The organism is Streptomyces sp. NPDC058691 (genome assembly GCF_042714775.1).
In the GTDB taxonomy this organism is placed as follows: domain Bacteria; phylum Actinomycetota; class Actinomycetes; order Streptomycetales; family Streptomycetaceae; genus Actinacidiphila.
This window is the reverse complement of sequence record NZ_JBHXSO010000007.1, coordinates 123,656-149,684: the sequence shown is the minus strand read 5'-3', so window position 1 is coordinate 149,684 and position 26,029 is coordinate 123,656. Positions and strand designations below refer to the sequence as shown.

The 26,029-nt window shown below is 70.6% G+C and carries 21 protein-coding genes; 16 read left to right on the top strand and 5 right to left on the bottom strand.

Annotation, left to right across the window (positions count from 1 at the left end):
- Positions 1–15 precede the first annotated feature (15 nt).
- On the bottom strand, positions 16–840 hold the full coding sequence (locus ACFWVC_RS07580) for an enoyl-CoA hydratase/isomerase family protein (protein ID WP_384280041.1): 825 nt from the start codon (positions 838–840) through the stop codon (positions 16–18).
- 161 nt (positions 841–1,001) lie between these two features.
- On the opposite strand from ACFWVC_RS07580, the gene ACFWVC_RS07575 reads away from it, so the two are divergent.
- From ACFWVC_RS07575 to ACFWVC_RS07565, 3 genes are all read left to right on the top strand, one after another.
- Entirely contained in the window at positions 1,002–1,904 is a 903-nt protein-coding gene (locus ACFWVC_RS07575) for an alpha/beta hydrolase (protein ID WP_384280037.1), read from the top strand.
- 130 nt (positions 1,905–2,034) lie between these two features.
- Positions 2,035–3,030: a pyridoxal-phosphate dependent enzyme gene (locus tag ACFWVC_RS07570; protein ID WP_384280033.1), complete on the top strand. Its 996-nt coding sequence runs from the start codon at positions 2,035–2,037 to the stop codon at positions 3,028–3,030.
- A gap of 127 nt (positions 3,031–3,157) precedes the next feature.
- Positions 3,158–3,652: a hypothetical protein gene (locus ACFWVC_RS07565; protein WP_384280029.1), complete on the top strand. Its 495-nt coding sequence runs from the start codon at positions 3,158–3,160 to the stop codon at positions 3,650–3,652.
- Between the two features lie 235 nt (positions 3,653–3,887).
- On the opposite strand, the gene ACFWVC_RS07560 is transcribed toward ACFWVC_RS07565, so the two are convergent.
- From ACFWVC_RS07560 to ACFWVC_RS07550, 3 genes are all read right to left on the bottom strand, one after another.
- Positions 3,888–4,370, bottom strand: a complete 483-nt coding sequence (locus ACFWVC_RS07560) for a hypothetical protein (RefSeq protein ID WP_384280027.1) — start codon at positions 4,368–4,370, stop codon at positions 3,888–3,890.
- A gap of 220 nt (positions 4,371–4,590) precedes the next feature.
- Positions 4,591–8,304: a S8 family serine peptidase gene (locus tag ACFWVC_RS07555; RefSeq protein ID WP_384280024.1), complete on the bottom strand. Its 3,714-nt coding sequence runs from the start codon at positions 8,302–8,304 to the stop codon at positions 4,591–4,593.
- 471 nt (positions 8,305–8,775) lie between these two features.
- A complete protein-coding gene (locus ACFWVC_RS07550; protein WP_384280020.1) occupies positions 8,776–9,150 on the bottom strand; it encodes a DUF488 domain-containing protein in 375 nt (124 codons plus the stop codon).
- Between the two features lie 181 nt (positions 9,151–9,331).
- Here ACFWVC_RS07550 and ACFWVC_RS07545 point away from each other — a divergent pair, with 181 nt between their 5' ends.
- The 13 genes from ACFWVC_RS07545 (at position 9,332) to ACFWVC_RS07485 (ending at position 23,505) form a co-directional block, all read left to right on the top strand.
- The gene (locus ACFWVC_RS07545; protein WP_384280016.1) at positions 9,332–9,526 is read left to right on the top strand and encodes a hypothetical protein; all 195 of its coding nucleotides are present in this window, start codon (positions 9,332–9,334) and stop codon (positions 9,524–9,526) included.
- A gap of 232 nt (positions 9,527–9,758) precedes the next feature.
- A complete protein-coding gene (locus ACFWVC_RS07540; RefSeq protein ID WP_384280012.1) occupies positions 9,759–11,714 on the top strand; it encodes a SpoIIE family protein phosphatase in 1,956 nt (651 codons plus the stop codon).
- 153 nt (positions 11,715–11,867) lie between these two features.
- Positions 11,868–12,521, top strand: coding sequence for a hypothetical protein (locus tag ACFWVC_RS07535; RefSeq protein WP_384280007.1), 654 nt, complete (start codon positions 11,868–11,870; stop codon positions 12,519–12,521).
- Between the two features lie 224 nt (positions 12,522–12,745).
- A complete protein-coding gene (locus tag ACFWVC_RS07530; protein WP_384280004.1) occupies positions 12,746–14,107 on the top strand; it encodes an FAD-dependent oxidoreductase in 1,362 nt (453 codons plus the stop codon).
- 96 nt (positions 14,108–14,203) lie between these two features.
- Complete coding sequence (locus ACFWVC_RS07525) at positions 14,204–14,695, top strand: hypothetical protein (protein ID WP_384280001.1); 492 nt, start codon at positions 14,204–14,206, stop codon at positions 14,693–14,695.
- 176 nt (positions 14,696–14,871) lie between these two features.
- A complete protein-coding gene (locus ACFWVC_RS07520) occupies positions 14,872–15,441 on the top strand; it encodes a hypothetical protein (protein WP_384279996.1) in 570 nt (189 codons plus the stop codon).
- Positions 15,442–15,743: 302 nt separating this feature from the next.
- The gene (alr, locus tag ACFWVC_RS07515; RefSeq protein WP_384279992.1) at positions 15,744–16,925 is read left to right on the top strand and encodes an alanine racemase; all 1,182 of its coding nucleotides are present in this window, start codon (positions 15,744–15,746) and stop codon (positions 16,923–16,925) included.
- Positions 16,922–17,950: a D-alanine--D-alanine ligase gene (locus ACFWVC_RS07510; protein ID WP_384279987.1), complete on the top strand. Its 1,029-nt coding sequence runs from the start codon at positions 16,922–16,924 to the stop codon at positions 17,948–17,950. The genes alr and ACFWVC_RS07510 overlap by 4 nt, the downstream gene beginning before the upstream one ends.
- A gap of 68 nt (positions 17,951–18,018) precedes the next feature.
- Entirely contained in the window at positions 18,019–18,255 is a 237-nt protein-coding gene (locus tag ACFWVC_RS07505; RefSeq protein ID WP_384279979.1) for a hypothetical protein, read from the top strand.
- A 77-nt stretch (positions 18,256–18,332) separates the two neighbouring features.
- Positions 18,333–19,481 (top strand): sensor histidine kinase, encoded by a 1,149-nt coding sequence (locus tag ACFWVC_RS07500; protein WP_384279974.1) that lies wholly within the window; start codon positions 18,333–18,335, stop codon positions 19,479–19,481.
- Entirely contained in the window at positions 19,478–20,122 is a 645-nt protein-coding gene (locus ACFWVC_RS07495) for a response regulator (protein WP_384279969.1), read from the top strand. The genes ACFWVC_RS07500 and ACFWVC_RS07495 overlap by 4 nt, the downstream gene beginning before the upstream one ends.
- 350 nt (positions 20,123–20,472) lie before the next feature.
- The gene (locus ACFWVC_RS07490) at positions 20,473–22,761 is read left to right on the top strand and encodes an LLM class flavin-dependent oxidoreductase (protein WP_384279965.1); all 2,289 of its coding nucleotides are present in this window, start codon (positions 20,473–20,475) and stop codon (positions 22,759–22,761) included.
- A gap of 84 nt (positions 22,762–22,845) precedes the next feature.
- Positions 22,846–23,505 carry a class I SAM-dependent DNA methyltransferase gene (locus tag ACFWVC_RS07485; protein ID WP_384280129.1) on the top strand — a complete coding sequence of 220 codons (660 nt, stop codon included), beginning with the start codon at positions 22,846–22,848 and terminating at the stop codon, positions 23,503–23,505.
- A gap of 15 nt (positions 23,506–23,520) precedes the next feature.
- Here the strand turns inward: ACFWVC_RS07485 and ACFWVC_RS07480 are convergent, their stop codons facing one another.
- Entirely contained in the window at positions 23,521–25,953 is a 2,433-nt protein-coding gene (locus tag ACFWVC_RS07480; RefSeq protein WP_384279961.1) for a SpoIIE family protein phosphatase, read from the bottom strand.
- Between the last annotated feature and the right edge of the window lie 76 nt (positions 25,954–26,029).

Genomic DNA, 26,029 nt, shown 5'->3' with positions numbered 1-26,029 from the left:
GGTGGCGTCGACGTCTCAGAGCTCGCCGAGCGCCGCGCCGAGGTCGAGTTCGGTTCGGGAGCGTTCCTGCAGGCCACGCTGCATGAGGGCGCCGATCCGGGCGCCGCTGGACGGGTCGCGTGCCAGGATCTGGAACAGGCTGGAGTCGACCTGGACGTCCTCCTTGAGCGGGAGGGCGGCGGCGTTGATACGGCGCTTGGCGAGCCGCACCGCGGCCTCCGGGAATCCCGCGACGCGTGCGGCGAGGCGCCCGACGTAGGGGATCAACTCCTCGTCCGGCAGTGCCTTGTTGACCAGGCCTATCCGCTCGGCCTCGCGTCCGTCGAGGTCGTCGGATCCGAGGATCACCTGCATGGCCTGGCCTCGTCCGGCGAGCCGGACGAGCTGCTGAATGGCGCCCGCGCCGGGGACGAGGCCGGTGCCCACTTCGAGCTGGCCGATCACGGCGCGTTCCAGGGACGCGAACCGCATGTCGCACGCGTAGAGCAGCTCCGCCCCCGCGCCGCGCGCCCTGCCCTCCAGGACCGCGACGGTGACGGGGCGGGCCTCGCTGAGGCGCCGGTACAGCGCCCCGAGGCTGATGTCGTCCGGGCCACCGGACGTCGCCGCCACCGTGGTGTACTCGGCGATCCGCCGAACGTCCACATGCGGGATGAAGAAGTCGGGATCGGCACTGCGGAAGACCACGACCCGTACGTCGCCGTCGGCCTGCGTGTCGTCGAGCAGTGCGATCAGATCCCCGACGAACCGCTCGTCGATCAGGTTGAGGGGCGGGTTGTCGATCGTGGCCCACAGGACACCGCCGTTCAGTTCCGTCCTTATCGTCTCGTATTTCCGCATCAGCCGGACTCCTCAGTGAATGTCTGTTGCAATTTGCAAGCGATACGTTCTACCCTGACACCGGCGCTTGTGTTTTGCAAGTAACTTCATCAGGGCGTTCGACGGCCTCGGGCCCGCCGCCATCCATCCCGCAAGGTCATCACCTCGTAAGGAGATTCCTCATGGTTCAGCGCACCGACGAGCACATTCACCTCCCCGACGGAACCGTGCTGCACGCATGGCTGTACCTGCCGGACGGCACCGGACCCCACCCCGCCATCACCATGTCGCACGGCTTCGGAGGCACCAAGTACCACGGGATCGAGCCCATCGCCCGCGAGCTGGCGGAAGCCGGGTTCGCGGTGTCACTCCACGACCACCGCGGTTTCGGCGACAGCGGCGGCGAACCGCGCCACGACATCGACCCCTACCAGCAGATCGAGGACTGGCGACGCGTCATCTCCCACCTGCAGACCCTCGACACCGTCGACGCCGGCCGCATCGGCCTCTGGGGCTCCAGCTACTCCGGCGGGCACGCCCTCGTCCTGGCCGCCACCGACCGGCGCATCAAGGCCGTCTACTCCCAGGTCCCCACGGTCAGCGGCTCCGAGACCGGCCGGCGGCGCGTTCCGCCGCACCTGACACGCCGGCTCGAGGAGTCCTTCGCCGCCGACCAACTCGCCCAGGCCCAGGGCGAACCGCCGGCCACTCAGGCATTCGTCAGCGACGACCAGTCCACGACTGCGTCCTACCGCGCCACCGACGCCATCGACTTCTACCTGGGACACAGCGCGCCCGAGGGACTGTGGGAGAACCGCGTCACCGTCCAGTCCAACCGGCGCTTCCGGTCCTACGACCCCGGCCACTGGATCGACCAGATCTCCCCCACCCCCCTGATGATGCTGGTGGGCACGCACGACACCGTCGCCCCCACCGACCTGGCCCTGCGGGCCTACGAACGCGCCCTGGAGCCCAAGGAACTCGTCCTCGTACCCGGCGGCCACTTCGACCCGTACCTCGCCGGATTCGAGGCGAGCACCAGTGCCGCCATCCGCTTCTTCCGCACCCACCTCCACGCGCGGTAGCGCGGCCGGGGTGCCGTGCGGGGGGGCGTGCCGGGTGCGCTTCCGGCAAGAGCACCGGCGGGCACCCCACGGGGGCGTCTCCGGACCACCGCGGTGGCAAGATGACTCGCAGCAGCCGCGAGAGACGAGGATGGCGATGAGCTCGGAAAGTCAGCCTGCGCGGCGGGTCGCCCTCGGGACGTGGCCCACTCCACTGGAACCGATGCCGCGACTGGCCCTCGCACTCGGTCTGGGCGCTGACGACCTGTGGGTGAAACGAGACGACCTCACCGGGCTGGGCGGCGGTGGGAACAAGGTGCGCAAGCTCGAGTGGACCTGCGGAGAAGCACTCGCCGACGGCGCGAGCGTCCTGGTCACCATGGGGGCCCCGCAAAGCAACCACGCACGCCTGACCGCCGCCGCGGGGGCGCGGCTGGGACTTGAGGTCGTCCTCGTGCTGTCCGGGGCACCCGGATCCTCGACGTCCGGCAACCTCGCGCTCGACAGTCTCTTCGGCGCCACGGTCGTCTGGGCCGGCGATGCCGACGATCAGGAACTCGCCTCCGTCGCCGGGGACGTGGTCGAACGGCTGCGGCGACAGGGCGCTGTGCCGTCGCTGATCCCCTTCGGGGGTTCGAGCGTTTCCGGCGCCCGCGGATACGAAGTGTGCGGGCGGGAACTCCTCGCGCAAGCACCCGATCTGGCGACGGTCGTCGTCGCGGTCGGCTCCGGAGGCACGATGGCGGGCCTACTCGGTCCGCTGGGCACGTCACGCGTGTTGGGAGTCCATTGCGGAGCCGTCACCGATCCCGGACGTGCGGTGGCCGACCTGGCCTCCGGCCTGTCCGGCGGCGACTGTCCGCCCGAAGCACTGCGGCTCAGGCTTGACCAGGTCGGCACGGGGTACGCGGCACTGACCGAGGCGACCTTGGCGGCTCTCACGCTGACCGCCCGCACCGAGGGCATCGTGCTGGACCCGATCTACACCGGGCGCGCGATGGCGGGCCTCCTCGCGGCGATCGAGGAAGGCGAGGTGCGCCCCGGACAGCGCACGGTCTTCCTGCACTCGGGGGGAATGGCCGGCCTCTTCGGTCATGGGGCGACGCTTGCGAAGCTGGAGGAGACACTGTCGGTCTCGACACCGTAGGTCGCACCTGTGCACGCGCCGGCCGCCCGCGGGCCGTGGGCCGTGGGCGGGCATGACAAGGCACTCTCCGTTTGTTGACGTCTCCGAAGGGTTCACACCGCATCGAAGCGAACCAACGGGAGACACCATGCCTGTCTGCGGGGAATGCAAGCACCCCGTACACGCCGCGCAGGCCGACACGGGGCCGGGCGACGCCGCCCTCACGCGCCTCGACTGCCACGACAGCTGCGGCACCTGCCGGTTCGAGACGGTCCAGACGGCACCGACGCACGCCCGGGTGGTCCTGATCACGCCGCACGGCGTCTCCACGGTCGAGTTCGCCGTAGTGCCCTCGGTCAGCCTGCGATGCACCGCGGACGAGGGGACCGCGGCCCTGGCACTGGGCTCGTGGCTGTCCACGACGGATCACGCCAGATACGACGAGCTGGAGATCGCGCTGCTGCAGTTCGCCTACAACCCCGGTCAGGAATCCTTCGCCGCCGACGAGATCCTGGCCCTTCGCACCTTCCTCGCCGAGCAGCAAGGCACCGCACGCTGGAACGACTCCCTGACCACCCTGCTCGCCAGGCTCAAGGCCACCGAGGCAACGCTGCGCCACACCGCCGACCGGACACCCGACTGACGCCATCCGAGGCCGCGGCCCTCGTCGGCTGCACCGCCGTGGTCGTCGAATCACCCGTCAGCGCTGAGGTCAGAGTCCCCGGCGACGCACACCCCATCGCCCTCTCGAAGCCCGGTCTGCAGCCGTGTGACGGGCTCATCGAGGTCACCACGTTCGGAACCCGGTTGACCACCCACCAGTAGGGTTCCGTGCTCCCGGCGGATGTCACGGGGCGCGGAGCGTCCCAGTGGTGGGTTCAACTGCCCTTCGCCGTCTCGACGGCATGCCGCAGGTGCTCCCGGAACGAGGCCCCGGCGGGGTCGTCGCCGAGGGCGAGGTGGATCGATCCGGCCTCCGGCTGGTCCGACCAGCGGGCGAACAGCGACACCCCACTGTCGATCGCCAGTCGCGGATCGACTTCGGCGACCGTCATCTCGGCCAGTCGCCCGGAAAGCGCTGTGACACCGCCGGTGTTCGCGTCGGAGACCGCGACCAGGAGATGCCGGGGCAGCAACACGGCCGCTGCCAGCGTTTCGGGCAGTGCCTTTCCGCCGAGCAGGCGCGCGAAGCCGGTTCGGCGTCGGGGCACGCTGCGGGTCTCCACGCAGCACACGACGGTTGCCGCGACGTCACCGAGCAGCCGGCTCTCGGCCTCGGCGAGAACCGCCGTCCGCAACCGGGCATCCAGATGCCCGACCGCGCACTCGCGGCTGGACCGGTCGTACAACTGCTCCGCCATGGGCGCATCGTAGCCGCGCCACAACTCCCGATCCGCCACAACGCCTTGGCCTCCCTGTGCACGTGGACGCCGCGGCCCGGTTGTCCCAGGCCGCGCCGGAAGCCTGAGATCCCGTACGCCGGAGGCCGGGGTCTTCGGCCGCCGGGAGGCGGGCCGCGATCCGGACGAGCGGCCGGTGCCCGACGCCGTCACCGGCGTGGGCGCCGACCGCTCGCGAGGGTCACTTGAGGCCGAAGGCCCGGGTGACGGTCTGCGTGATGCCGCCGCCGTTGCGCTGCTCGGCGGTGACACGGATCGACACGTAGGCGGCCCGGGCCGGCGCGTGGAGCAGCGCCTGCCAGGTGCCCTTGTCCTCCTTCAGGGCCTGCGTCCGCCACGATGCCCCGTCGTCGTAGGACACCTCGAGCTCGACCGAGGAGACAGCGTCCCTTGCGGCGTCACTGCCGACGACGACGGGCTGCACGGAGAGGGCCGACGTGCGCTCCGCCCGCCCCGCGAGGTCCAGGTCCGTGCCGTAGTCGAGTTGGGCCAGTGGGATGGCCTGATCTTCCGCGGTGCCGGAGAGGAACCTCCACTCGGTGTGCGTGGTGGTGGAATAGGGGGTGAACTCGGCGTTCCCTTGCGTGTCGGCGACGAGCCGGTAGGGGAGCTTTTGCGCTGCAAGGCCGCCCACCCCGAAATCGGGCCGTGGCCCGTTCTGCGTCAGCAGTGTGTCTCCCTGGTAGAGCGCGAAGCTCCGCGACATCATGCCGGTGTCGCCGCTGTGCGCGGACCCTCCGTCGCCGAAGCCCGCGATCATTCCGCCCATGGCGTCGCCGACGCGGTGCGGGACCTCGAAACTCACCATCCGCGGCCGGATGACGGGGCCGAACCAGTGCTCACTGTGCACACTGCGCGGCCGGAAGCCCACGATGTCGGTGAAGGTCGACCAGCCGTCGACGACCGCGTACTGCTGCCACTTGACGCCGTTCCCGGCGGAGACCCAGTCGGTGCGGTGCCCGGGGGCGGCCGGTTCCTTCGGGAACGAGGGAACCCGCACCGACCCGAACACCGCGTAGGGGTATGCGGCCGGCCAGTACTCGTATGACGGGCTGTCCTCCCGGCTCTCGACGACCTGCTTGCCGGCGGGCGGGGCGAAGTCGTTCTCGATGCGGGCGAGGCTGCCGGGGTCGGTTGCGGCAGAGGGGTCGTCCGGGACGCCTCCCTGGTGGTAATCGGCCAGGTCGTACAGGTACTTCGGCGCGGGATGGGCCTCGACCGCCAGTGCTGTCCGGCTCTTTCCCGCGGCCCTGATCTTCTTGATCAGCGCTTCGCCCTCGTCCATGGTGAGCGAGGCCACCGGGATCCGCCCGGTCGTCGTGCCGTCCGGGGCGCCGTACCAGTCGCTCTTGCGGCCGTCGCCGTCGTTGACCACCAGGAGCATCGCCGCGCCCGCGGTGCGGGCCGCGGCCGCCTGGTTCGTGGGGGCCACGGCGGCGCTGCTGCGGACGACCACGGCCTTGCCGCGGGCGGTCAGGCCGGCGTACTCGGCGGGCGTGCCGCCGCCGGCGAAGACCGCGTCCACGTGTACGGTGCCGTCCCGGAACCGAGGGGATCCCGGCTGCAGCAGCAGTGTGTCGTCGAGACGGCGTCCGCCGTAGGTGATCTTCAGTGGGGTCTGCTTGGCCCGGATCCGGGTGGTGAAGACGAAACTGCCCTTCTTCACCTTGCCCTTGGTCGGCAGGGCCCACAGGCTGTCGTAGGCGGCGGATGGCATGAGGATCTCGTGCAGAGCCTGCCGGTCGTCGGGCGTGGGCTTGCCTGAGGTGAAGGAGCGGAACAGGTCGATCCTGCTGGTGGTGACGACCGTGGGCTTGGGTGTCGCCACCTTGACCTGGCGTATGCGCGAGGCGTCGAGCTCGACGGTCCGGTCGGCCGTCAGGTCCAGCTCGGGAACGGTCAGTACCGCGTATCCGAGGGAGTGCGGGCCGTGGCGGCCTTCCACGTCGAGCGTGGAGACGACGGTGTACGAGCCGGGGGCCCAGCGGCTGGTGAGCGTGCCGTCCGGGACCCACATGACGGTGGTCCTGCCGTCGGCGCCGGTGATCTCGACCTCGCCGCTGACGGGCTTGCCGGCCCGGTCCTTCAGGTGGACGGTCAGTCCGTACTTCTCGGACTCGACGGACAGCCCCAGGGCCGTGTGCACGGCACCGGCCGCGGAACGGGCGGTGACCTGGGCGGCGTACTGGCCGGGAGCCAGGCCCTTCGGGTCCGCCACGAGACCGACCGCCGCGGATCCGCGCGCCGGGACCGTGACGTGGTCGACGGCCGGGACGAACACGCCGGCGGGAGAGTCGCCGCGGTCCACCGAGAGCCGCAACGTGATCGGGCGGTCGGTGGTGTTGGTGTAGGTGATCTTTCGCTCGACCGGCTTCGGCTGCTTGCCGGACGACCAGGGGACGAGTCCCGCGTCCACCGACCCGGTCGCGACGACCTGGTCCCGCAGATACGCCGCGGCCACGTCCAGCCGCCCGGAACCGGCCTGGTACGGACTGTAGGCGGGGGTCGGGGCGCTGGTGCTCATCAGCGCGTCCTTGATCTGCCGCCCGGTCCACGCCGGGTGCTTCCGGGCCAGGAGGACCGCAGCCCCCGCTGCATGGGGCGCCGCCATGGAAGTGCCGCTGTCGGAGCGGTAGTAGCCCTCGCCCCCGTCGTTCATGTACTGCGAGCGCGCCGCCAGTACGTCCACACCGGGAGCGGTCAGGTCGGGCTTGAGGGCATCGTCGCCGAGGCGTGGCCCGGCGCTGGAGAAGTCGGCGAGGTGGTCGGATCCGTCCACCGCGCCCACGGTGAGGGCGGCGTCCGCGGTTCCCGGCGCGCTCACACTGTAGGGACTGTTCCCACTGTTGCCCGCGGCGATGACGAAGAGCGCGCCCGTCTCTGCACTGAGCCGGTTGACCGCCTGGCTCAGCGGATCGTCCTGGGTGTGCCACGCCGGCGTGCCCAGACTCATGTTGATCACCTTGGCGTGCTCGGTCCGCACCGCCCACTCCATGCCCGCGATGATCCCCGATATCGCGCCCGAGCCGCTGTCGCCGAGCACCTTGCCGACCAGCAGATCCGCGCCAGGGGCGACGCCCCGCTCCTTGCCGTCGGACGCGGCGCCGGTCCCGGCGACGGTGGAGGCCGTGTGGGTCCCATGGCCGTTCCGGTCGACGACGTCCTCGCCCGGGACGAAACTGCGGGACGCCACGATGCGGCCGGCCAGGTCCGGATGGGTGGCGTCCACCCCGGAGTCCAGGACCGCGACCCGCACGCCGGCGCCGGTACCCCCGGCGGCCCAGGCCGCGGGAGCGCCGATCTGCGCCGTGCTGTCGGCCAGGGCCGCCTTCGCCTTGCCGTCCAGCCACACCTGGTCCACCCCTGCGGCGAACGACGTCGCGGCATCGTCGTCCGGGCTGCCACCGGCCCTCGCCGCCGACCGCCGGCCGTCCTGGCCACCGGTACCGCCGGTCAGGGCGGACCAGAAGGCGGCGGCCTCCGACCGGCGGGCGCGAACGGCCTCCCCACGGACTGAGGGAAGGCCCAACGTGGTCTGCGCCCCCGGCAGCCCGGCGCCGGGCGACGACACGGACGCCCCCTTGGAGGCACCGGACTTGAGACCGGACTTGAGAGCGGACGAGCCTTCGGTGTGAGTAATGATCAAAGGGAGCGCACTGGTGTGCGCGTCGTCATAGCCCTGGGCCACCAGCTGGGTGACGTTGAAGAGTTGCTTGTCGAGCCGGCCGGTCGCGATGTAGGCCATGGCCTCGTCGGGATACACAAAGGTGTCACCGCCCTCGGTGGCCACCCGCACCGCCCCCGTGGCCCCAGGGGCACGCTCGACGTCCAGCAAGGGAGCTTGCCGAGCGATGTTCTGAGTGAACGTCACCTTGTCGCCCGTGATCAACGTCACCGTGACCGGAGCACGCTGAGGAGCAACGCTTCCAGCCGGGGTCGCCGCGACCGGGGAGGGAGGAGCGGCACCGTGAGCCGCCGCAGGGGAAATCAGGGTGGCAACGAGAACTGCGGCAACTGACGCTGCGGATCTTCGGGCGAGTGGGGCTCGCACATTACCTCCAGAGTCGACGATGGGTCGCATCCGACCATCCCCGGGGAGGAAATGTAAAGGGCTTGAACTAATAGGTCCCCGCCTGTAGCGTGCGGCTCCATTCAGCTTGCACCGGGCAGGCTGACGACCGGACAACTCCCGCCAGAACAGCACCTGTCCACGCAGAACCCGGCTCGGCCGGGCACGGGACCGCGCCCGCGGGATCCCCCTGTCACCCGTCAACGCGAGTCGAATTCGGCATTCGACGAAAAATCGAATCTTTCACACGCACGAAACAGCGGAGTGACTTCTTCTCCGCATTGACCGGAGAAGCTGCTAACGGCTCGCGGTGCCCGCGCTGTCCAGCCACTCGGCGAGTACGGCGGCCTCGCTGTGGTCGAGGTCCTTGGTCGCGGTGAGCAAGGTGACCGTGCCGTGGGCGGCGAGCTCCCGCAGGTGCTCCACGGCCGGCCGGTGGTCGGCGTCGTCCAGTTCACCGATGTAGCGGTCCCGGAACTCCGCGAAGCGCTCCTCGTCGTGGTGGTACCAGTGGCGCAGGTCGGTCGACGGCGCCACGTCGCGGAGCCATTCGTCCAGGTGGGCTCGCTCCTTGCTCATTCCGCGGGGCCAGAGCCGGTCCACGAGCACGCGCTTGCCGTCCCGCGACGAGATGTCCTCGTAGATCCTTCGGTAACCGAACCGTCCGGCCATGGCGGCCGTCACCTCTCCCGATAGACCTGCCCGGCGTCCGGCCCGGAGACATCCACGCCGGGAGGGGGCGCGTGTTGATCACTCTATCGGCGGTGTGCCGCCCCGGCGCGGCGACCGTGAGCTCGCCGTTCGGCTTGTTCACGTTGCAGTACGTCACGTACATGCTCGTGGTGTCGCCGGGGTGACGGCCCGGGTCGACGCCCGCAAGTCCGCCGGTATCGCCGGCGCCGCCATCCTGGACGACGTCAAACTGGCGATACCCAGCCCTGTGACCCGCGTCGCCGAAACCCACCCGGCCGATGACACCGAAGCGGTCGCGCAGCTCAGGGAGGTGCTCGGCGCCCTCGTCGCCGCCGTCGCGGTCCCCGCGTCCTGAGCCACGGATCCCCGGATCCCCGGCACGCTCCGTACGGAGGCGTTCCGGTTCCGGGTGGCGGGCAGGGACGGCCCTCCACCCGGCGTGACCAGTCGCCGGAAACATATCGAAAAGAGCAGGTCAGGCACGATTTATGACCATTGACCCTCAAGTGTCGATAATCGTGCCAAATGGTTAGATTTGACTATTGGGTCATGAGAGTGATCTCCCGGCGATCGCGAGGGAGCATCAGGTGGACGCCTCGGACGAACTCCTCCGAATGGCCGAGCCGTCGGCTCTGGTGCACCCGGGGGGCATCGTCCGCTCCGTGAACCAGGCGCTGGCCACGGCGCTCCACAAGCCGGCGGAAGAGTGTGCAGGCCGATATCTGGCGGATCTGGTGCCCGCAAGCCAGCGGAGCGTCGTCGAGCGCATAGTGACCCACGCGAGCAATCAGAGGGTGGCCATGCAGGTGCTCGAGCTTCCCAGGCCGGGGAGGGCTTCCATCGTCACCCTCGTCCAGGCGCAGCCGGTCACCACTCCCGTAGGCGAACAGCTGGTGTGGGTGCACTCGCTGAACGTGCACAACGACCTCGGCAGCCTGTTGATCCCGTTCCGGCTGTCGGCAAGGTCCGCAGGCCTTGGTCTGTGCGTGTATCACCCGCAGGTGGAGGAGCTCGAGTGGCTGGGAGGCGCGTCCAGCGTGGGCGCACTGTTCCCGGAGGCCCCGGTGTCTCTGCCCTGGGTGGTCCGGCACGTCCACCCCGACGACCGGAATTCCCTGCGGCGGCTTCTGGGCTCGGACGCCGTCGAGGGCCCCTGGACCGGCTTGCGATTCCGGTCCGACCACGGGCCCTTGCACCACCTGGCCTGCAAGACGCGGCGGATCCAGTTGGGGTACGACGGCCCTGAGCAGGTCTTCGGCATCATCCGCGACGACACCAAGTACCAGGCCCGCCGAAAGAAGATGCTGGCCGCCCTGGGGGCCGAGCGGCGCCGCGCCGACGACATCGCCGCATTCTCCTCCGCACTCATCACCACGGGTACCGAGCAGGAGTTGCGGCAGGTCGTCCTGACACGTCTCGCCGCGACCTTCGGCGGTACCGGTGCGGCGCTCGCACTCGTCGACAACGGGCGGATCCGCGTCTCCACCGACGGCGGACTCTCCACGCCGCAGGCCGACGTCCTGCGTTGCGTGTCGCTGGACGACCAGCTCCCGCTGCCTGATGCGATCCGCACGGGTGAGCCGCAGTTCATGCCCAGTCGTGAGGACTACCTCCGCCGTTGGCCGTACGGGGCCGCGCTGCCGCCCTGGCCCGGCCCCGACGTCGCCATGTCGATCACTCCCCTCGGCCCCGGCGGCGACCGGCCGCTCGGGGCTTGGCTGGTGACCTACGACAGCGGGCACCGCTCCTCCCCGGACGAGCGGGCCTTCATGCTCACCCTGGCCGAGCTCACGGGCCAGGCGCTGGGGCGCATCAGATCGCAGCAGGCCCACATCGAGCTGGCCACGGCAATCCAGCAGCACATGCTTCCGACACTGCCCGAGCGACTCCCGGGCTTGCAGGTCGCCGCCCGCTACCGGCCCTGCGGTGTCGGTCTCGAGATCGGCGGAGACTGGTACGACGGCTTCCTCATGCCCGACGGTGAGGTGGCACTGGAGATCGGCGACGCCCAAGGGCACGACGTGGACGCGGCCGCCTTCATGGGACAGGTACGGGGCGCCATGCGCGCGTTCGCCGCCCATGAGCCGAACCCCGGCACCGTGCTGAAGCACACCAATCAGCTGCTCGTCGAGATGGACGCACCGCGGTTCGCCAGCTGCACGATGCTGCACCTCGATCCACGCAACGGCCGGCTCACCGGCGCCAGCGCCGGTCATGTGCCCCTGATGTGCGCACACGACGACGGAAGCCACGACGTCCGCCGGCTGCCCGGCGGTCCGGTCCTGGGTATCCTCCCCGACGCCGAGTACCCGCAGGAGACCTTCACGCTCGACAAGGACAGCGCGTTGGTCATGGTCACCGACGGCGTCGTCGAAGCGCCGGACCTCTCGCTGGAAGCCGGACTGGAGCAGACCGGAACACTGGCCGCCCAAGCCCTCCACGACGGGCTGAACGCCGAGGAGACCGCGGACCGGGTCCTCGACGCCGCGATCGCGATGAACCACCTCGACGATCTCGCCGTGCTGGTCGTCCGGCGCACGTGACGGCAGTCACCCGTGCGGTGGCCGCACGGACACCTCACTGAGGTGGGCCGACCCCCCTGATCGATGCGCTCCCCGCCCTGTCACACTGGCCGCCACCAGGCCTTATGGGGCCGCCGCAGCATGCATGGAGTCGCGTTGAGATCCGCAGTGTCAGTGGCCGTCGCGTGCGTCGCCGCCTTGCTCACCGCCTGCACCGCCTGCACCGCGCAAGAGCAGCCGCCGCCGCACGCGGCGGGCACCCGGACATCGTCGTCGTCGCCGTCGCCGTCGCATACGGCCCCCCGGTGCGACGGGGACAGCTATGTGTGGCGACCGGTCGTACAGCGACGGCTCCTGGTGGCGATATCGGACGCGAAGGAAATCCGGATTCCGGCACATGGCTCGGCAAGTCCCCCCGAGCCGAGGCTGATCCGGCCGCTGACCGCCGAGATCTCACCCACGGCCGTCGAGGCGGGGGTGGATCCTGCCGACGCCCTGGCGGCGCTGGAGGACCAGTCGCAGGAGTCCCTGGAGCCGATCGGTACCCGATTCGTCCTCGATGACGATGCCGGCACGGGGAAAATGATCAACGAGTCGGACACCACGGAGCGGGGCCGGTTCGTCGAGGCGGAGGGGGTCCGACTCGTGACGGCGCGGTTCTCCGTCACGTGCGCGGGCGGCACGGTCCGCGGGACGATCACGACCTGGGGGAAGGGCCCCATCGGCGTCAGTGTCCGGTGCGGGATCAAGGAACATCTGCCGGAACTCAGCCGGGAAGCGGAGCGCAGGGCCTGCGCCGCACAGCTTGCCGTCCCCTCCGCGGAATGACCTGGATCACCTTACGGCGCCAGGTCCGATTTTCATCCGGCCGCCGAGTGCATGGGCCATACGTCATGGGCCATGCACCGGAAGTGCCAATCGGCCGGGCACAAAGTCGTAGGACCATCAGCCGGTTCCAAGACGCGGGGAGTGGTCGGATACAGTCGGTGCCGCCGCGGAAAAGCAGTTACCGGCTCGTTCCGCGGTGTCGCCATCCGGGAGGAATTGGTTCCATGTCACGTCCCATCCGTATAGCCATCGTCGGAGCCGGCCCTGCCGGGATATACGCGGCGGACGCGCTGCTGAAATCCGAGTCCGCACGGGAACCGGGTGTGTCCATCGACCTGTTCGAGCGCATGCCCGCACCGTTCGGTCTCATCCGCTACGGCGTGGCCCCGGACCACCCCCGGATCAAGAACATCGTCGAGGCTCTGCACAAGGTTCTCGACAAGCCGCAACTGCGGCTGTTCGGCAACGTCGACTACCCCGGTGACATCAACCTGGACGATCTGCGCGCGTTCTACGACGCGGTCGTCTTCTCGACCGGCGCGCGCTCCGACCGGGCGCTGGACATTCCCGGGATCGATCTCCATGCCTCCTACGGTGCCGCGGACTTCGTCTCCTGGTACGACGGGCATCCCGATGGCCCGCGCGACTGGCCGCTGACGGCGGAGAAGGTGGCCGTCCTCGGCGTCGGCAACGTCGCTCTGGACGTTGCCCGCATCCTCGCCAAGACGGCGGACGAGCTGCTGCCGACCGAGATCCCGCCGAACGTCCACGACGGCCTGAAGCAGAACAAGGCGCTGGAGATCCACGTGTTCGGCCGCCGCGGCCCGGCGCAGGCCAAGTTCACCCCCCTGGAGCTGCGGGAGCTCGATCACTCCCCCAACATCGAGGTCATCGTCGCCCCCGAGGACATCGACTACGACGAGGGCTCGATCGCCACCCGGCGCGCCAACAAGCAGGCGGACATGGTCGCGAAGACCTTGGAGAACTGGGCCATCCGCGACACTGGCGACCGCCCCCACAAGCTGTTCCTGCACTTCTTCGAGTCCCCGGTGGAAATCCTGGGCGACCACGGCCGCGTCGCCGGCATACGGACGGAGCGGACCGAGCTCGACGGCACCGGCAACGCCCGTGGCACCGGACACTTCACGGACTGGGACGTGCAGAGCGTGTACCGGGCGGTGGGGTACTACTCGGACGAGCTCCCGAAGCTCCCCTTCGACGTGGTCTCGGGGACGGTCCCTAATGCGGCGGGCCGCGTGCTCGACGGCGAAGAGCCCATGACCTCGGTCTACGTGACAGGGTGGATCAAGCGGGGGCCGGTGGGCCTGATCGGCCACACCAAGGGCGATGCCAACGAGACGGTCGCCTGCCTCCTGGAGGACCACGCGGCGGGCCGGCTGCCGGCTCCGCCCGTCCCGGATCCCGACGCCGTCGTGGACCTCCTCGAGCAGCGCGGTATCCGGTACACCACGCGCGAGGGCTGGCACCGCCTGGACGCCCACGAGCGGACTCTGGGCCTGCCGGAGGGGCGTGAGCGCATCAAGGTCGTCGACCGGGATGCCATGCTCGACGCTTCCGGGGCCTGAAATCCCCGAGGCCCGAAAGTCCTAGTGCCATTTCCCGATTCGCGTTGCGGCGGGAGACCGATTTCCGCCGCTCTCGTAGGCAATAGTGTCAGCCATATGAGCGAGCATGCGGGAAAGGTCTCCCACCAGCGCGCGATCGACGTTGTCCGGGGCTATGCCCACCACGACGCCATCGCGGTGCGGGACGCGCTGGCCGGTCTGAGCCCGGACGGCTGGACAGAGGTGTATTCCGTCCTCAATGGCCTGCTGCGCTCCACCATCGGCATCACGGAGTTGACCGGCAGGCAGTGGAATCCCGGTCGATTCGTCCGGCTCGCCGACGAAGTCGCCGCCGCGGCCCCGCTCCATCTCGAATTCGCCATCGCCGAGGCGACGCGGGCGTGGGCCGGCGGGGGCGGGTGGGCATTGCGCGCGTTCTCGGGCGGAGACCTCTCGGAAGCCGTGCACATGACGGCGGTGTTCATCGCCGTTCTGGGCCTGGCGTTGTGGGGCGAATCCGGATTCCTCCAGGTGGTCGAGACTCTCGACGAGTCCGTCACCGCGGTCATGAACGGCCGGCCTTTCGGGATCCCGGACAGCCGGCCGTAGCGTCCGGACATCAGACTCTCGCCGGCTTCGTCGTCGATGCCAACTGCCCGCGAAGCCGGCGAGACCCCCTTCACTTCCTCCTCGCCTCCTCCTTCCCTCCTCGGAAACGGAGTGCCTCGCATGTCCAGCGCCGCGCTCACCCTCATCGCCGCCGGCACCTTCCCCGGGGACGCGTCGTGAACTTCCGGACCCCCCTGTCCGCCCTGGTCCCCGGAACCTCGGGCCGGCTCCTCACCGCACTCGTCGATCAGCACACCGCCGACCCCGGCCGGCCGCTCACTCCCGACGAACTGTCCAAGGACGCCGCGGTGACGACGACCCAGCTGGAGACGGCGCTCTTCCGCCTCGGTCTCCTCGGCCTCATCGCCCCCAGGCGCAGGGGGGAGCCCGTACGTCTCGTCGCGAGCCACATCGTCTGGGGCGCCCTGCGTCAGCTGACCGATCTGCACAGCCGTGTCGTCGACACGGTCCGCGAACACGTGCGCGCCCACCTCCACCCGGCCCCGGAACACCTCTCGCTGAGCGGCGCCGTCATCGAGGGAACGGCAACGCATGCCGCGGACGTACTGGAGCTGATCATCGTCCGCCCCAGCGCCGGCCCGGTCGACTGGGAGGATGGCGTCAACGTCCTCCTGACGCAGTTGTCGCTTGCTCTCGGCAACGTCGTCGTCCACCGCGCAGCCCGCGACATCCAGGAGGCGGAAGCCATGGGCGGAGAGAGCGCGGTGCGCATCATCCCGTCGTGACGACGGGCGAGTGACCCGGTCGCTCCCACCCAAGGCCTATGTCCGCACTCGGCCGAAAGTCGTAGTGCCGCAGGACAGGTCCGACTTCTGCCCGAAGCCGGTGCGGGCACGGGCTTCATAGCCTTCCGGTCATGAACCCCATCTCGTGGACCGGGCTCGCGGGCGTCGTTACCCGGCCTGCCGGAACACCCCCGGTCGCGCGAGGCACCGCGGGCTCGGACCCGGCACTCCGGACGGCCCGGGGCCCTCGCTGCCCCCTGGGCACCGGCCCGGTCGTGCGACCCCATGAAAGGCACCACCGCATGCACTGCGCACCACCGATCGCTTCCGGCGTCCGCGCCGCCGAGCCGCTCCGGCGGCCCGGGCGGGGAGACCGTCCGGAGCTGACGCTCGACCTTGCGGCGATCGCCGCGAACACCCGGTTCCTCGCCGCGCGGGCCACCCGTCTGATGGCGGTGGTCAAGGCCGACGGTTTTGGGCACGGCGCCGCCGAGGCCGCGGCGGCCTCGCTCGGAGCGGGCGCGACGTCGCTCGGCGTCGCGTCGGTGGAGGAGGCGCTGTTCCTGCGGGGTGCCGGATTCCGGGTGCCGGTTCTCAGCTGGCTCAACCCGGTGGACGCCGCGTTCGACGAGGCACTGCGGGCCGGTGTCTCACTGGCCGTTCCCGGACGCGAGCACCTGGCCGCCGTGGTGCGTGCCGCCTCCCGGACGCGCCGCCCGGCGCGGCTCCATCTGCAGCTGGACACCGGGATGGGCCGTGACGGCGCCGAGCCCGGGGCGTGGCCGGAGCTGTGCCGGCGGGCGCGGGAGGCGGAAGAGAACGGCCTGGTGCGGGTCGTGGGCGTGATGAGCCACCTCGGCTGCGCGGACACCCCCGGTGACCCGTGCACCGACCGCGCCCTCGCCCTGTTCCGGGCCGCGGTCTCCACCGCGGCGCAGGCCGGGCTGCGTCCCCGGTGGCGGCATCTGGCCGCGACGTCGGCGACCCTCACCGACACTCGGACCCGCTTCGACCTCGCCCGGGTCGGCGCCGGGCTCTTCGGCATCGACCCGACCGGGACGACCCGGCTGCGCCCCGCCCTCACACTGACCGCGCCGGTGGTGTCGGTCCGCGCGGTGCCGGCCGGTGCCGGCGCGGGTTACGGACACACCTGGACCGCGGCACGGCGCACGCATCTGGCCCTGCTGCCGCTCGGGTACGCCGACGGCCTCCCCCGCGCCGCGTCCGGCCGGGCGGAGGTCCTCCTCGGTGGGCGCCGCTGCCGCGTCGCCGGCCGGATCTCCATGGACCAGGTCATCATCGACACCGGTGACCGGCCGGCCATGTCCGGCGAGATCGCCACCGTCTTCGGGCCCGGCGACCGCGGGGAGCCCACGGTCGGGGAATGGGCCGACTGGTCCGGCACCCTGGAGCACGAGATCGTGACCGGTCTGGGCACGCGCCTGCGCCGTACCGTGCACCACCGCCAGGCGGTGGCCGCATGACGCGCACCACGCCCAAGCAGCCCGGCCGCGTCCGTGTCGCCGTGATCGGCGGCGGCCGCAACTGCGAGCACGAGGTCTCCCTGGCGTCCGCCGCGTCGGTGCGTTCGGCGCTCGACCCGGCCGTCTACGACGTCCTCGCCCTCACCATCGGCCGGGACGGACTGTGGCAGGACGCCGGCGGACGGCCGCTGGCGGGCACCGCAGCGCAGAGCCTGTCCGCCGCCCTGGGACTGCTGGCCGGCTGCGACGTGGCCTTCCCCGCCGTCCACGGCCCGTACGGCGAGGACGGCACGCTGGCCGCGCTGCTGGACCTGGCGGACGTGCCGTATGTCGGCGCCGGGGTCCGGGGCGGCGCGCTGGCCATGGACAAGTGGGCGACCAAGCTGGTGGCCGAGGCGGTCGGCGTCGCCGTGGCCCCCGGTTGCCTGGTCACGGCGGACGACGCGGACCAGGTGGTCTTCGACGGCCCGGTCGTGGTGAAGCCCGTCGCCGCCGGATCCAGCCACGGCGTCTCCCTCGTCATGCGGGCCCCGGACCTGGCACCTGCACTCGCCGATGCCCTCCGGCTCGACGACCGGGTCCTGGTCGAGGAGTTGGTCGTCGGGCGCGAGGTGGACCTCGCCGTGCTGCGGCGGGCGGACGGCAGCCTGACGGTGGGGCCGCCGCTGGAGATCGTGCTGGACGACGGACGCCTCTTCGACACCGAGCAGAAGTACGACGGAGGGGCCCGGTTCCTGCTCCCCGCCCCGCTCTCCGCCGACGAGCACGACCAACTGGTCGAGGCGTCCCTGGCCCTGTTTACCGCACTGAGCTGCCGCGGGGTCGCGCGGTGCGACTTCTTCCTCACCGCCGACGGTCCCGTCCTGAACGAGGTCAACACCATGCCGGGCATGACCGCGCAGTCCCAGGTCCCGAAGATGTTCGCGCAGCAGGGGCTGAGCTATCCCGCGCTGCTGGACGAACTCGTGCGCGGCGCCCTGCGCCCGGCTCCCCGCACCACGGCCACCGAGCGGAGCTTCGCATGAGCGCGCCGGTCAGTGCCGCCCTTCCCGGCCCCGGCCGGCCACCCGCCCACCACCACAGGAGGCACCCCGTGTCCCTTTCCCTGCACCGGCTGCTGCGCTCGGCCCGGGTCTACACGCTGACCGCCCTCGAAGTGGCCGTGCTCGGCGCGGGCACGGACCTCATGACCACGGACCCGGACCCTGCCCGAACCGGGAACCCGGACCGGGGCCCGCTGGCGGACCCGGCCGGGGCCGGGCGCCATCGGGCGGTTCCCGCGGTGAGCGGAGTGAGCGGTGTCTCAGGAGCGTCCGAGGCGCTTCGGTGACACTGGAGAGGACCGCGGAGGGCCGACCGCTCGTCCGGGCAGCCGGAGCCGGGAACGACCGTAGGGAAGACGAAGGCGTGGACAACAGCACGAACCGCTTCTTGGAGCGGCTGGTGCGCGGTGTGGTGGGGCTGGCGGGCCTTGGCGTCCTGCTGGGCCTGGGGATCGTGGACCTGCATCTGGGCCTGGCCCGTCCGTCCGTCATCCTGCTGGCGGCTGCCGTCGCCACGGTCACCTGGCGGCTGTCCGGCCGGGCGCTGGGCACCTGCGCGCTGGCCCTGGGCGCGGTCGTGCTGGTGGCGACGATGAACCCCGTCTCCAGCGTCCACGAAGCCCTGCCGTTCGGGCTCACCGTCGCCGCCGTCACCCTGCTGGTCATCGGTCTGACCGCCTGGCGGGCGGAGCCCGTCCGCGCCGCGCTCGCGGTCCCGCTGCTCCTGGCGGGCATGGTCCTGCAACCCCTGCAGTACTCCACCGCGAGGATCACCCCCGTCGTGTCCCTCGCCCTGGCGCTGGCCGGTGTCATCGCCTGCGCCACGGGCCTGTGGGCACGCATGCTCCAGACGGGCCGCCGGCGCCAGGCGATCGCCGAGCAGCTGGCGCAGCGCACGAGCATCGCGTCCGACCTGCACGACTACGTCGCGCACCACGTCACCGGCATCGTGGTGCTCGCCCAGGCCGCCCAGAGCGTCGCCGCCAAGCAGCCGCAGGCGGTGCTCCCCGCCCTGGAGCGCATCGAGGCGGCCGGGGACGAGGCGATGACCGCCATCCGCCGCATGGTCGCCCTGCTGCACGAACCGGGCTCGCAGGCCCGGCTGACGCCGATGGGCACGATCGACGACATCGCCGCCCTCGCCGACCACTTCACCACCGGCGACGACGTGAAGGTGCGGCTGAGGATCGCCGGAAACTTCGACGACGTGCCGATCGACGTCCAGTCGGCCGTGCACCGGGTGGTGATGGAGGCCCTGACCAACGTCCGCAGGCACGCCGAGGACGTGCGGGCCCTCGACATCCTGGTGGGCCGCGAAACCCGGCCCGACGCGGTGACGGTCGAGGTCTCCAACGACGGCCGCGGCCGCGTCGGTCTTTCGTCGGGGGGCGGCTACGGCCTCGCCGGTCTGCGCGAGCGCGCCGCGGCACTCGGCGGCTCGCTCACCGCCGGTTCCAGGAGCCCGGAGGGCTGGACCGTCTGGGCCCGTTTCCCGGCAGGAGGCGCACGATGACCATCCGCGTACTGCTCGCGGACGACCAGGCCATGGTCCGCACCGGGTTCTCCCTGATCCTCGGCGCCGAGGACGACATCGAGGTGGTGGGCGAGGCGAAGGACGGCGTCCAGGCCCTGGAGCTGAGCCGGCAGCTCAACCCGGACGTCGTCCTCATGGACATCCGCATGCCGCGGATGGACGGGCTGCAGGCGCTGCGCGAACTGAACCGGGCCGGCGCCGCCGCCCCCAAGATCGTGGTCGTCACGACCTTCGACGACGACGCCTACGTCTACGAGGCGCTGCACAGCGGTGCCTGTGGCTTCCTCCTCAAGGACTCGGGTCCGGTGCTGCTCACCGAGGCTGTGCGGGCGGCCCACTCCGGCGAGGCCCTGGTGAGCCCGGCGATCACGGTCCGGCTGCTGAGGGGCGTCCAGCCGCCGCGGACCACGTCCCCGGCCACGTCGGACCTGTCCTCCCGTGAGACCGAGGTGGTCCGGCTGGTGGCCGACGGCATGACCAACGCGGAGATCGCGGCCGCGCTCTTCGTGTCCCTCGGCACGGTCAAGACCCACCTGGGGAACATCCAGACCAAACTCGCCGCCCGCAACCGGGTGGAGATCGCGCTGTGGGCGTGGCGCTCCGGTCTGGTGGACGGATAGTTTCCCTCATCGCGCCTGTCGAATTCCGGAGGGATTCGATGGCGATTTTCGCGCGAATTCGAATGACGGATTGCGGACGACCGGCTCGCGGGCACAGGATTGATCCTGGCAAACCCAGGGGCCGATGTACATCGGGAAAAGGGCCTAATACTCCAGCCGTAGGCCCGGTCAGACCGGTCTGACCGGTCACCATTGTCGCAGCGGGATCAGAAATAGACCCTGGTCGATTTCCGTGGTAGAAATCCGATCGGACCGCGGTCCATTTTTCCCCTATGACCACCGGCTTTCTGCCGCATTGCACCGACCAGCGCGCGATCCGGCCCTGCGCCGTGCCCGCCGATAGGCCGGACATGCCACCAGACAACGGCCGACACCTGGAGACCTTCATGCCCGACTACGGCCGCGACCTGCAGTTCGGCTCCTTCGTCACACCGCTCAACCGCGACCCGGAGGCGGTGGTCGACCTCGCCCTGCTCGCCGAACGGGTCGGCCTCGATCTCGTCTCGTACCAGGACCATCCGTACCAGAACGGCTTTCTGGACACCTGGACCCTGATGTCCTGGGTGGCAGCCCGGACGACCTCGATCCGTCTGGCCACCAATGTGGCCAACCTGCCGCTGCGGCCGCCGGCGGTCCTGGCCCGCGCCGCCGCCAGCCTCGACCTGCTCTCCGGCGGACGCGTCGAACTCGGCCTGGGAGCGGGCGGTTTCCGGGACGCGATTGTGGCGATGGGCGGCCCGGACCGCACGATCGGCGAGAGCGTCAGCGCACTGAGCGAGGCGATCGACGTCATACGCGGCATATGGGATGAAAACGAACGCGCGGCGCTGCGCATCAAGGGCACGTACTACACGGTCGACGGCGCGAAGCGGGGGCCCGCCCCGGCTCATGAGATGGGCATCTGGCTCGGCGCGTACAAGCCGCGCATGCTCCGTCTGACCGGCGCCAAGGCGGACGGCTGGATTCCCACGATCAACTACGTCAGCTCGCCGGACATGGGCGAGAGCAACAAGATCATCGACGACGCGGCGGCTGAGAACGGGCGCGACCCGCGTGAGATCCGCCGGGTGCTCAACATCTTCGGCGGCATCGGGCGGGGTGCAGAACCGTGGCAGGGCCCGGCGGACGACTGGATCGAGCGCATTCTCCCGCTGGTCCTGGAGCACGGCTTCGACACGATCGTCCTCGGCTCCGACAACCCGTCCGACATCGCCGTCTTCGGCGAGGAGATCGCACCCGCCGTGCGCGAGGCCGTCGCCGCCGAGCGGGCCTCGGCCGGTACCCGCACCGGCCCGGTACGATCCGCGGCCGCCCTCGCCAAGCGGATTCCGGGCATCGGCTACGAGGCCCTGCCCGCCTCGCTGGCCGCGCGGGCGGTGGAACCCGGCGACCGCGCCTACGCGAGCGTGCGCTCCACCTACTTCACCGCGGGCGCACCCGGTCTGGTGCTGCGGCCCTCGAACGCGGCCGAGACGGCCGACGCACTCGCCTACGCCCGGACGCAGGACGTGCCGTTCGCCGTCCGCAGCGGCGGCCACGGCATCAGTGGGAGGTCCACCAACGACGGCGGCATCGTCATCCACCTGGGGGCGATGAAGAGCGTCGAGGTGATCGACCGGGAGCGGCGTCTGGTCCGGATCGGGGCCGGAGCCCGCTGGGGCGAGGTCGCGCAGAAGCTCGCCCCGGCACAACTGGCCATCAGCTCCGGTGACTTCGGAGACGTGGGCGTCGGCGGACTGGCGACGGCCGGCGGTGTGGGCTTCCTGTCCCGTTCGTACGGACTGACCATCGACCACGTCAAGGGCGCCGAAGTGGTGCTGGCCGACGGGCGGGTCGTGCGCGCGGACGCGGACACCAACCCCGACCTTTTCTGGGCGCTGCGGGGAGCCGGCGCCAGTATGGGCATCGTCACGTCCTTCGACATCGAGGCCGTCGAACTCGGCGACGTGATCTACGCGCGGTTCGCCCACGAGGTCGGAGACCTCGGCGCCTTCCTGCGGGCGTGGGGCGACCTCACGGAGAACAGCCCTCGCGAGTTGACGCCGTTTCTCGTCGTGGCGGCCCAGGGCGGCCGGAGGATCGCCCATACCACCATCCTGTGGGCCGACGACGACACCGGCCGCGCGACCAAGGCGCTGGAAGCCTTCCTGAATCTGGCGCCGGTCCTCGACCAGCAGGCCGCCATCACCCCGTACGCGGCGTTCATGGCCCCGCAGAACAACCCGCACGACGGGCACGCGGGCCCGAACTTCCGCTCCGCACTCGTGGAACACCTGGACGACCGCACCACCGGCGTCATCAGCCGGATGTTCGACGAAGGCGAGACGGGCTACTTCCAAATACGCAGCGTGGGCGGGGCGGTCAACGACACTCCGGCCGATGCCACGGCCTACGCCCACCGGACGCAGAACTTCTCCCTGGCCGTGGTCCCCCGCGGCAGCGCCGCCGACTTCCGGCGCTGGGACGACATCGACTTCGACGGCCTGTACCTGAGTTTCGAGAGCCACGCCCAGGATTCCGCGCTGACCAAGGCCTTCCCGCCCGCCACGCTGGAGCGGCTGCGCCGGATCAAGGCGGAATACGACCCGAACAACGTCTTCCGCGGCAACTTCACCATCCTGCCGGCCACGCAGGCGTGACCCGCGGCCCGCGGCCCGCGGCCGACCGGAAACCGGAAACCGGACGGGGACCGCGTTGGGTAGCCTGCGGTCGTGGCAGATGGACTGAACGCCGACGGCTGGCTGGAAGACACGCGGACGTCTTATGACACCGTCGCCGAGAGCTATGCGCAGTTGACCAGGCACCTCCTCGACGAGACGCCCGAGGAGCGGGCGGTCCTCGCCTTGTTCGCCGAAAAGGTGCGTGCCCAAGGCGGCGGGCCCGTCGCGGACGTGGGATGCGGGACGGGGAGGGTCACGGCTCACCTGCGTCAACTGGGCCTGGACGCCTTCGGGATCGATCTGTCGCCCGGGATGATCGAGGTGGCGCGACGCGACCACCCCGGCCTCCGGTTCGAGCTCGGCTCCATGACGGACCTCGGCTTCGCCGACGCCTCGATGACCGGGCTGATCGCCTGGTACTCGCTGATCCACGTCCCCGACGACGAGATCGGCTCGGTCTTCGCGCACTTCCGGCGAGTGATCCGGCCCGGTGGGCCGCTGCTGCTCGGCTTCCACGTCGGTGACGAGTCGCGGTTGAAGACCGAGGGCTACGGCGGCCACCCGATGAAGGTCCATGTCCATCGCCGGCAGCACGGCCGGCTGATCGCGTGGCTCGACGACGCCGGCTTCGCCGTCGAGGACCACAAAACCCTCACATCGGCCGAGAGCAGGCTCGGGGGGATCATTCTCGCGCGCCGCCGGACCGCCACCGGGCATCCCTGACAGCCAGTCAGATTCTCAGGACGCGACCGGATCCAGCACTTGCTCGGCCCAGATGGTCTTGCCGACGGGAAGGTACCGGGTTCCCCAGCGATGGGAGCATTGGGCGACCAGGAAGAGCCCGCGTCCGCCCTCGTCGGTGGTGGCCGCCCTGCGGATGTGGGGAAAGGTGCTTGCCGCATCGCTGACCTCGCAGATCAGCGTCCGGTCGAGCACCAGCCGGAGTCGTATCGGATCCTGGCCGTGACGAATGGCGTTGGTGATGAGCTCACTGACGATGAGTTCCATGTCGAAGGCCAGGTACTCCAGGCCCCACTGGTCGAGTTGCCGTCGCGCGAGTGAGCGCATGTTGCCCACCGCCCCCGCGACGGGGGGCACGGTCCACGTGGCCACCTTCTCCGGGTCCAGGGTGCGCGTCCGGGCCAGGAGAACCGCCAGACCGTTGTCCGACGTGAGGTGGGGAGCGATCATTTCGGCGATCGCGCCGCAGGTGTCGTCGAGCGGACGGCTCCGGCCGGCGATGACCGTGCCGAGCCGGGAGACCAGGGGGTCGGTGCTGTCGGTGCGGTGCAGGACGTCCTGGCTGCAGAGCACCAGGGTGCTGCCCTCGCCGAGTTCGATGTCGAGCGGCTCGAACACCGGATCCCCCAGACCGAGCGGATTGTTGACCGGCAGATCGGGAAACGTGACGCCCCCTGCCTCGCGGACGATGGCGGGCGGGGGATGGCCGGCACTGGCCATGACGCACCGTCGCGAGATGGGGTCGTAGACGGCGTACAGGCAGGTGGCACCCTTCAGCGCCTCCACCACGGGCGCGGACCCGGTGGCGTGTTCGCGCTCCAGGAGACGCGGCACCATCTCGTCGATCTGACCGAGCAACTCGTCGGGGGTGAGGTCCAGTTGCGCCAAGGTACGGATCGCGGAACAGACATGCCCCATGCACGCGGCCGCCTGGAACCCCTCACCGGGCACCGTGCCCACGACCAGGGCCACCCGGGCGCCCGACAGCGGGATCACGTCGAACCAGTCGCCGCTGGCTCCCGCGTGCACTCGGGACGGCCGGTAGTGGTGGGCCACCTCGACCGCGCTCTGGTCCGCGACGCTGCGGGGCAGCATGCTCGCGTGGAGGGTGAGGGCGGCCACGTGCTCGTTCGTGTAGCGGCGGGCGTTGTCCACGCAGACGGCGGCGCGCGCGACGACGTCCTGAGCGAGAACGAGATCATCCGCCTCGAAGGGGTTCTTGTGGCTCCGGTACAGATGCACGAAGCCCAAGGTCGCGCCCCTGGCGAGCACCGGGACGAGGATCAAGGAGCCGATCCCGTAATCGAGCATGCGCTGGATCCGCTCGTCGGCGGAATGCCGCCGCCATGCGGCATGCAGGTCGAGATCGGGAATCAGCCTCGGCTGCCCGTCGGTGAGGCTCTGCACATGCGGGGAGTCCGGGGGGTACCTGCGCGACTCCCCGACCTTCGCCAGCCCGTCGAAGACAGCCGGGTTCCCGGCCCCTCGGGCGACAAGACGCACCGCGACCGGACCGGTGCACGTCCGCTCCGGCTCCGGCTCCGCCCCGGCCATCACACTCTCCAAGAGGTCCACCACCGCGACGTCGGCGAATCGCGGGACCAGCATCTCCACGAGTTCCTCCGCCGTGCGCTGCACGTCGAGCGTCGTACCGATGCGGACCGCGGCCTCGCCGATGAGCGACAGACGCTCACGCGTCTGGTACCGGTCGGTGATGTCGATGATCAGGTCCGTCACGCCGAGGACGCGGCCGTCCGGGCCGGTCAGGACCACGGAGGACACGTTCCACACATGGTCCCGGTCAGGGTCGGCGGGTGTGCGCCCGTGGTGGACCGCATTGACGATCGGTTGCCCGGTCTCCAGCACTTTCCTGAGCCTGCGCTCGATCGCCGAGGCATCGAGCCCCGGCAGGAGTTCGGTGATGGTCCGGCCGAGGGCGTGTTCCTCGGGGAATCCGTGGACGGCTTCCAGAGCGGTGTTGACCCGCACGACACGCAGGTCCCGGTCGTAGACCGCTATGCCGATCGGCGCCTGCGTGAACAGCGCCTCCAAGAGCGCCTGCCCGTCCGCGGCCGCGCAGGGGCCCACGGGGACCGCGACGACCACGGAGCCCCCTGCCCCCTGGCCTCCGGGCTCCTGCAGTCGCGACATGTGGAGGACGACATCGGCGAATGGTCCCTCGCCTCGGGCCGGTACCGCACGGTGACCGTCAGGGACCACCCGCGTCGGCCCTTCGGCACCTCCGGAGCCGTGCGCGAACGCCTCCGGCCACAACTCGGCCGCCGGCCGCCCGACGACCTCGGACGATGTGTAGCCGAAGAGGTCCTCGGCTGCGGCGCTCCAAGCGGAGACCAGGCCGTGGCGATCGAGTACGAACCCCGCGATCTTCTCGTCGCCGGGCGGAAGGCGGCTCGCAGAAGAATTGCCCATTCTCAGTCCCGTCACGCGAGCGACGCCCGCGGTCCGGCGTCGACTGCAGATCGGCTGCCGTCGATGGTTCCGCGGC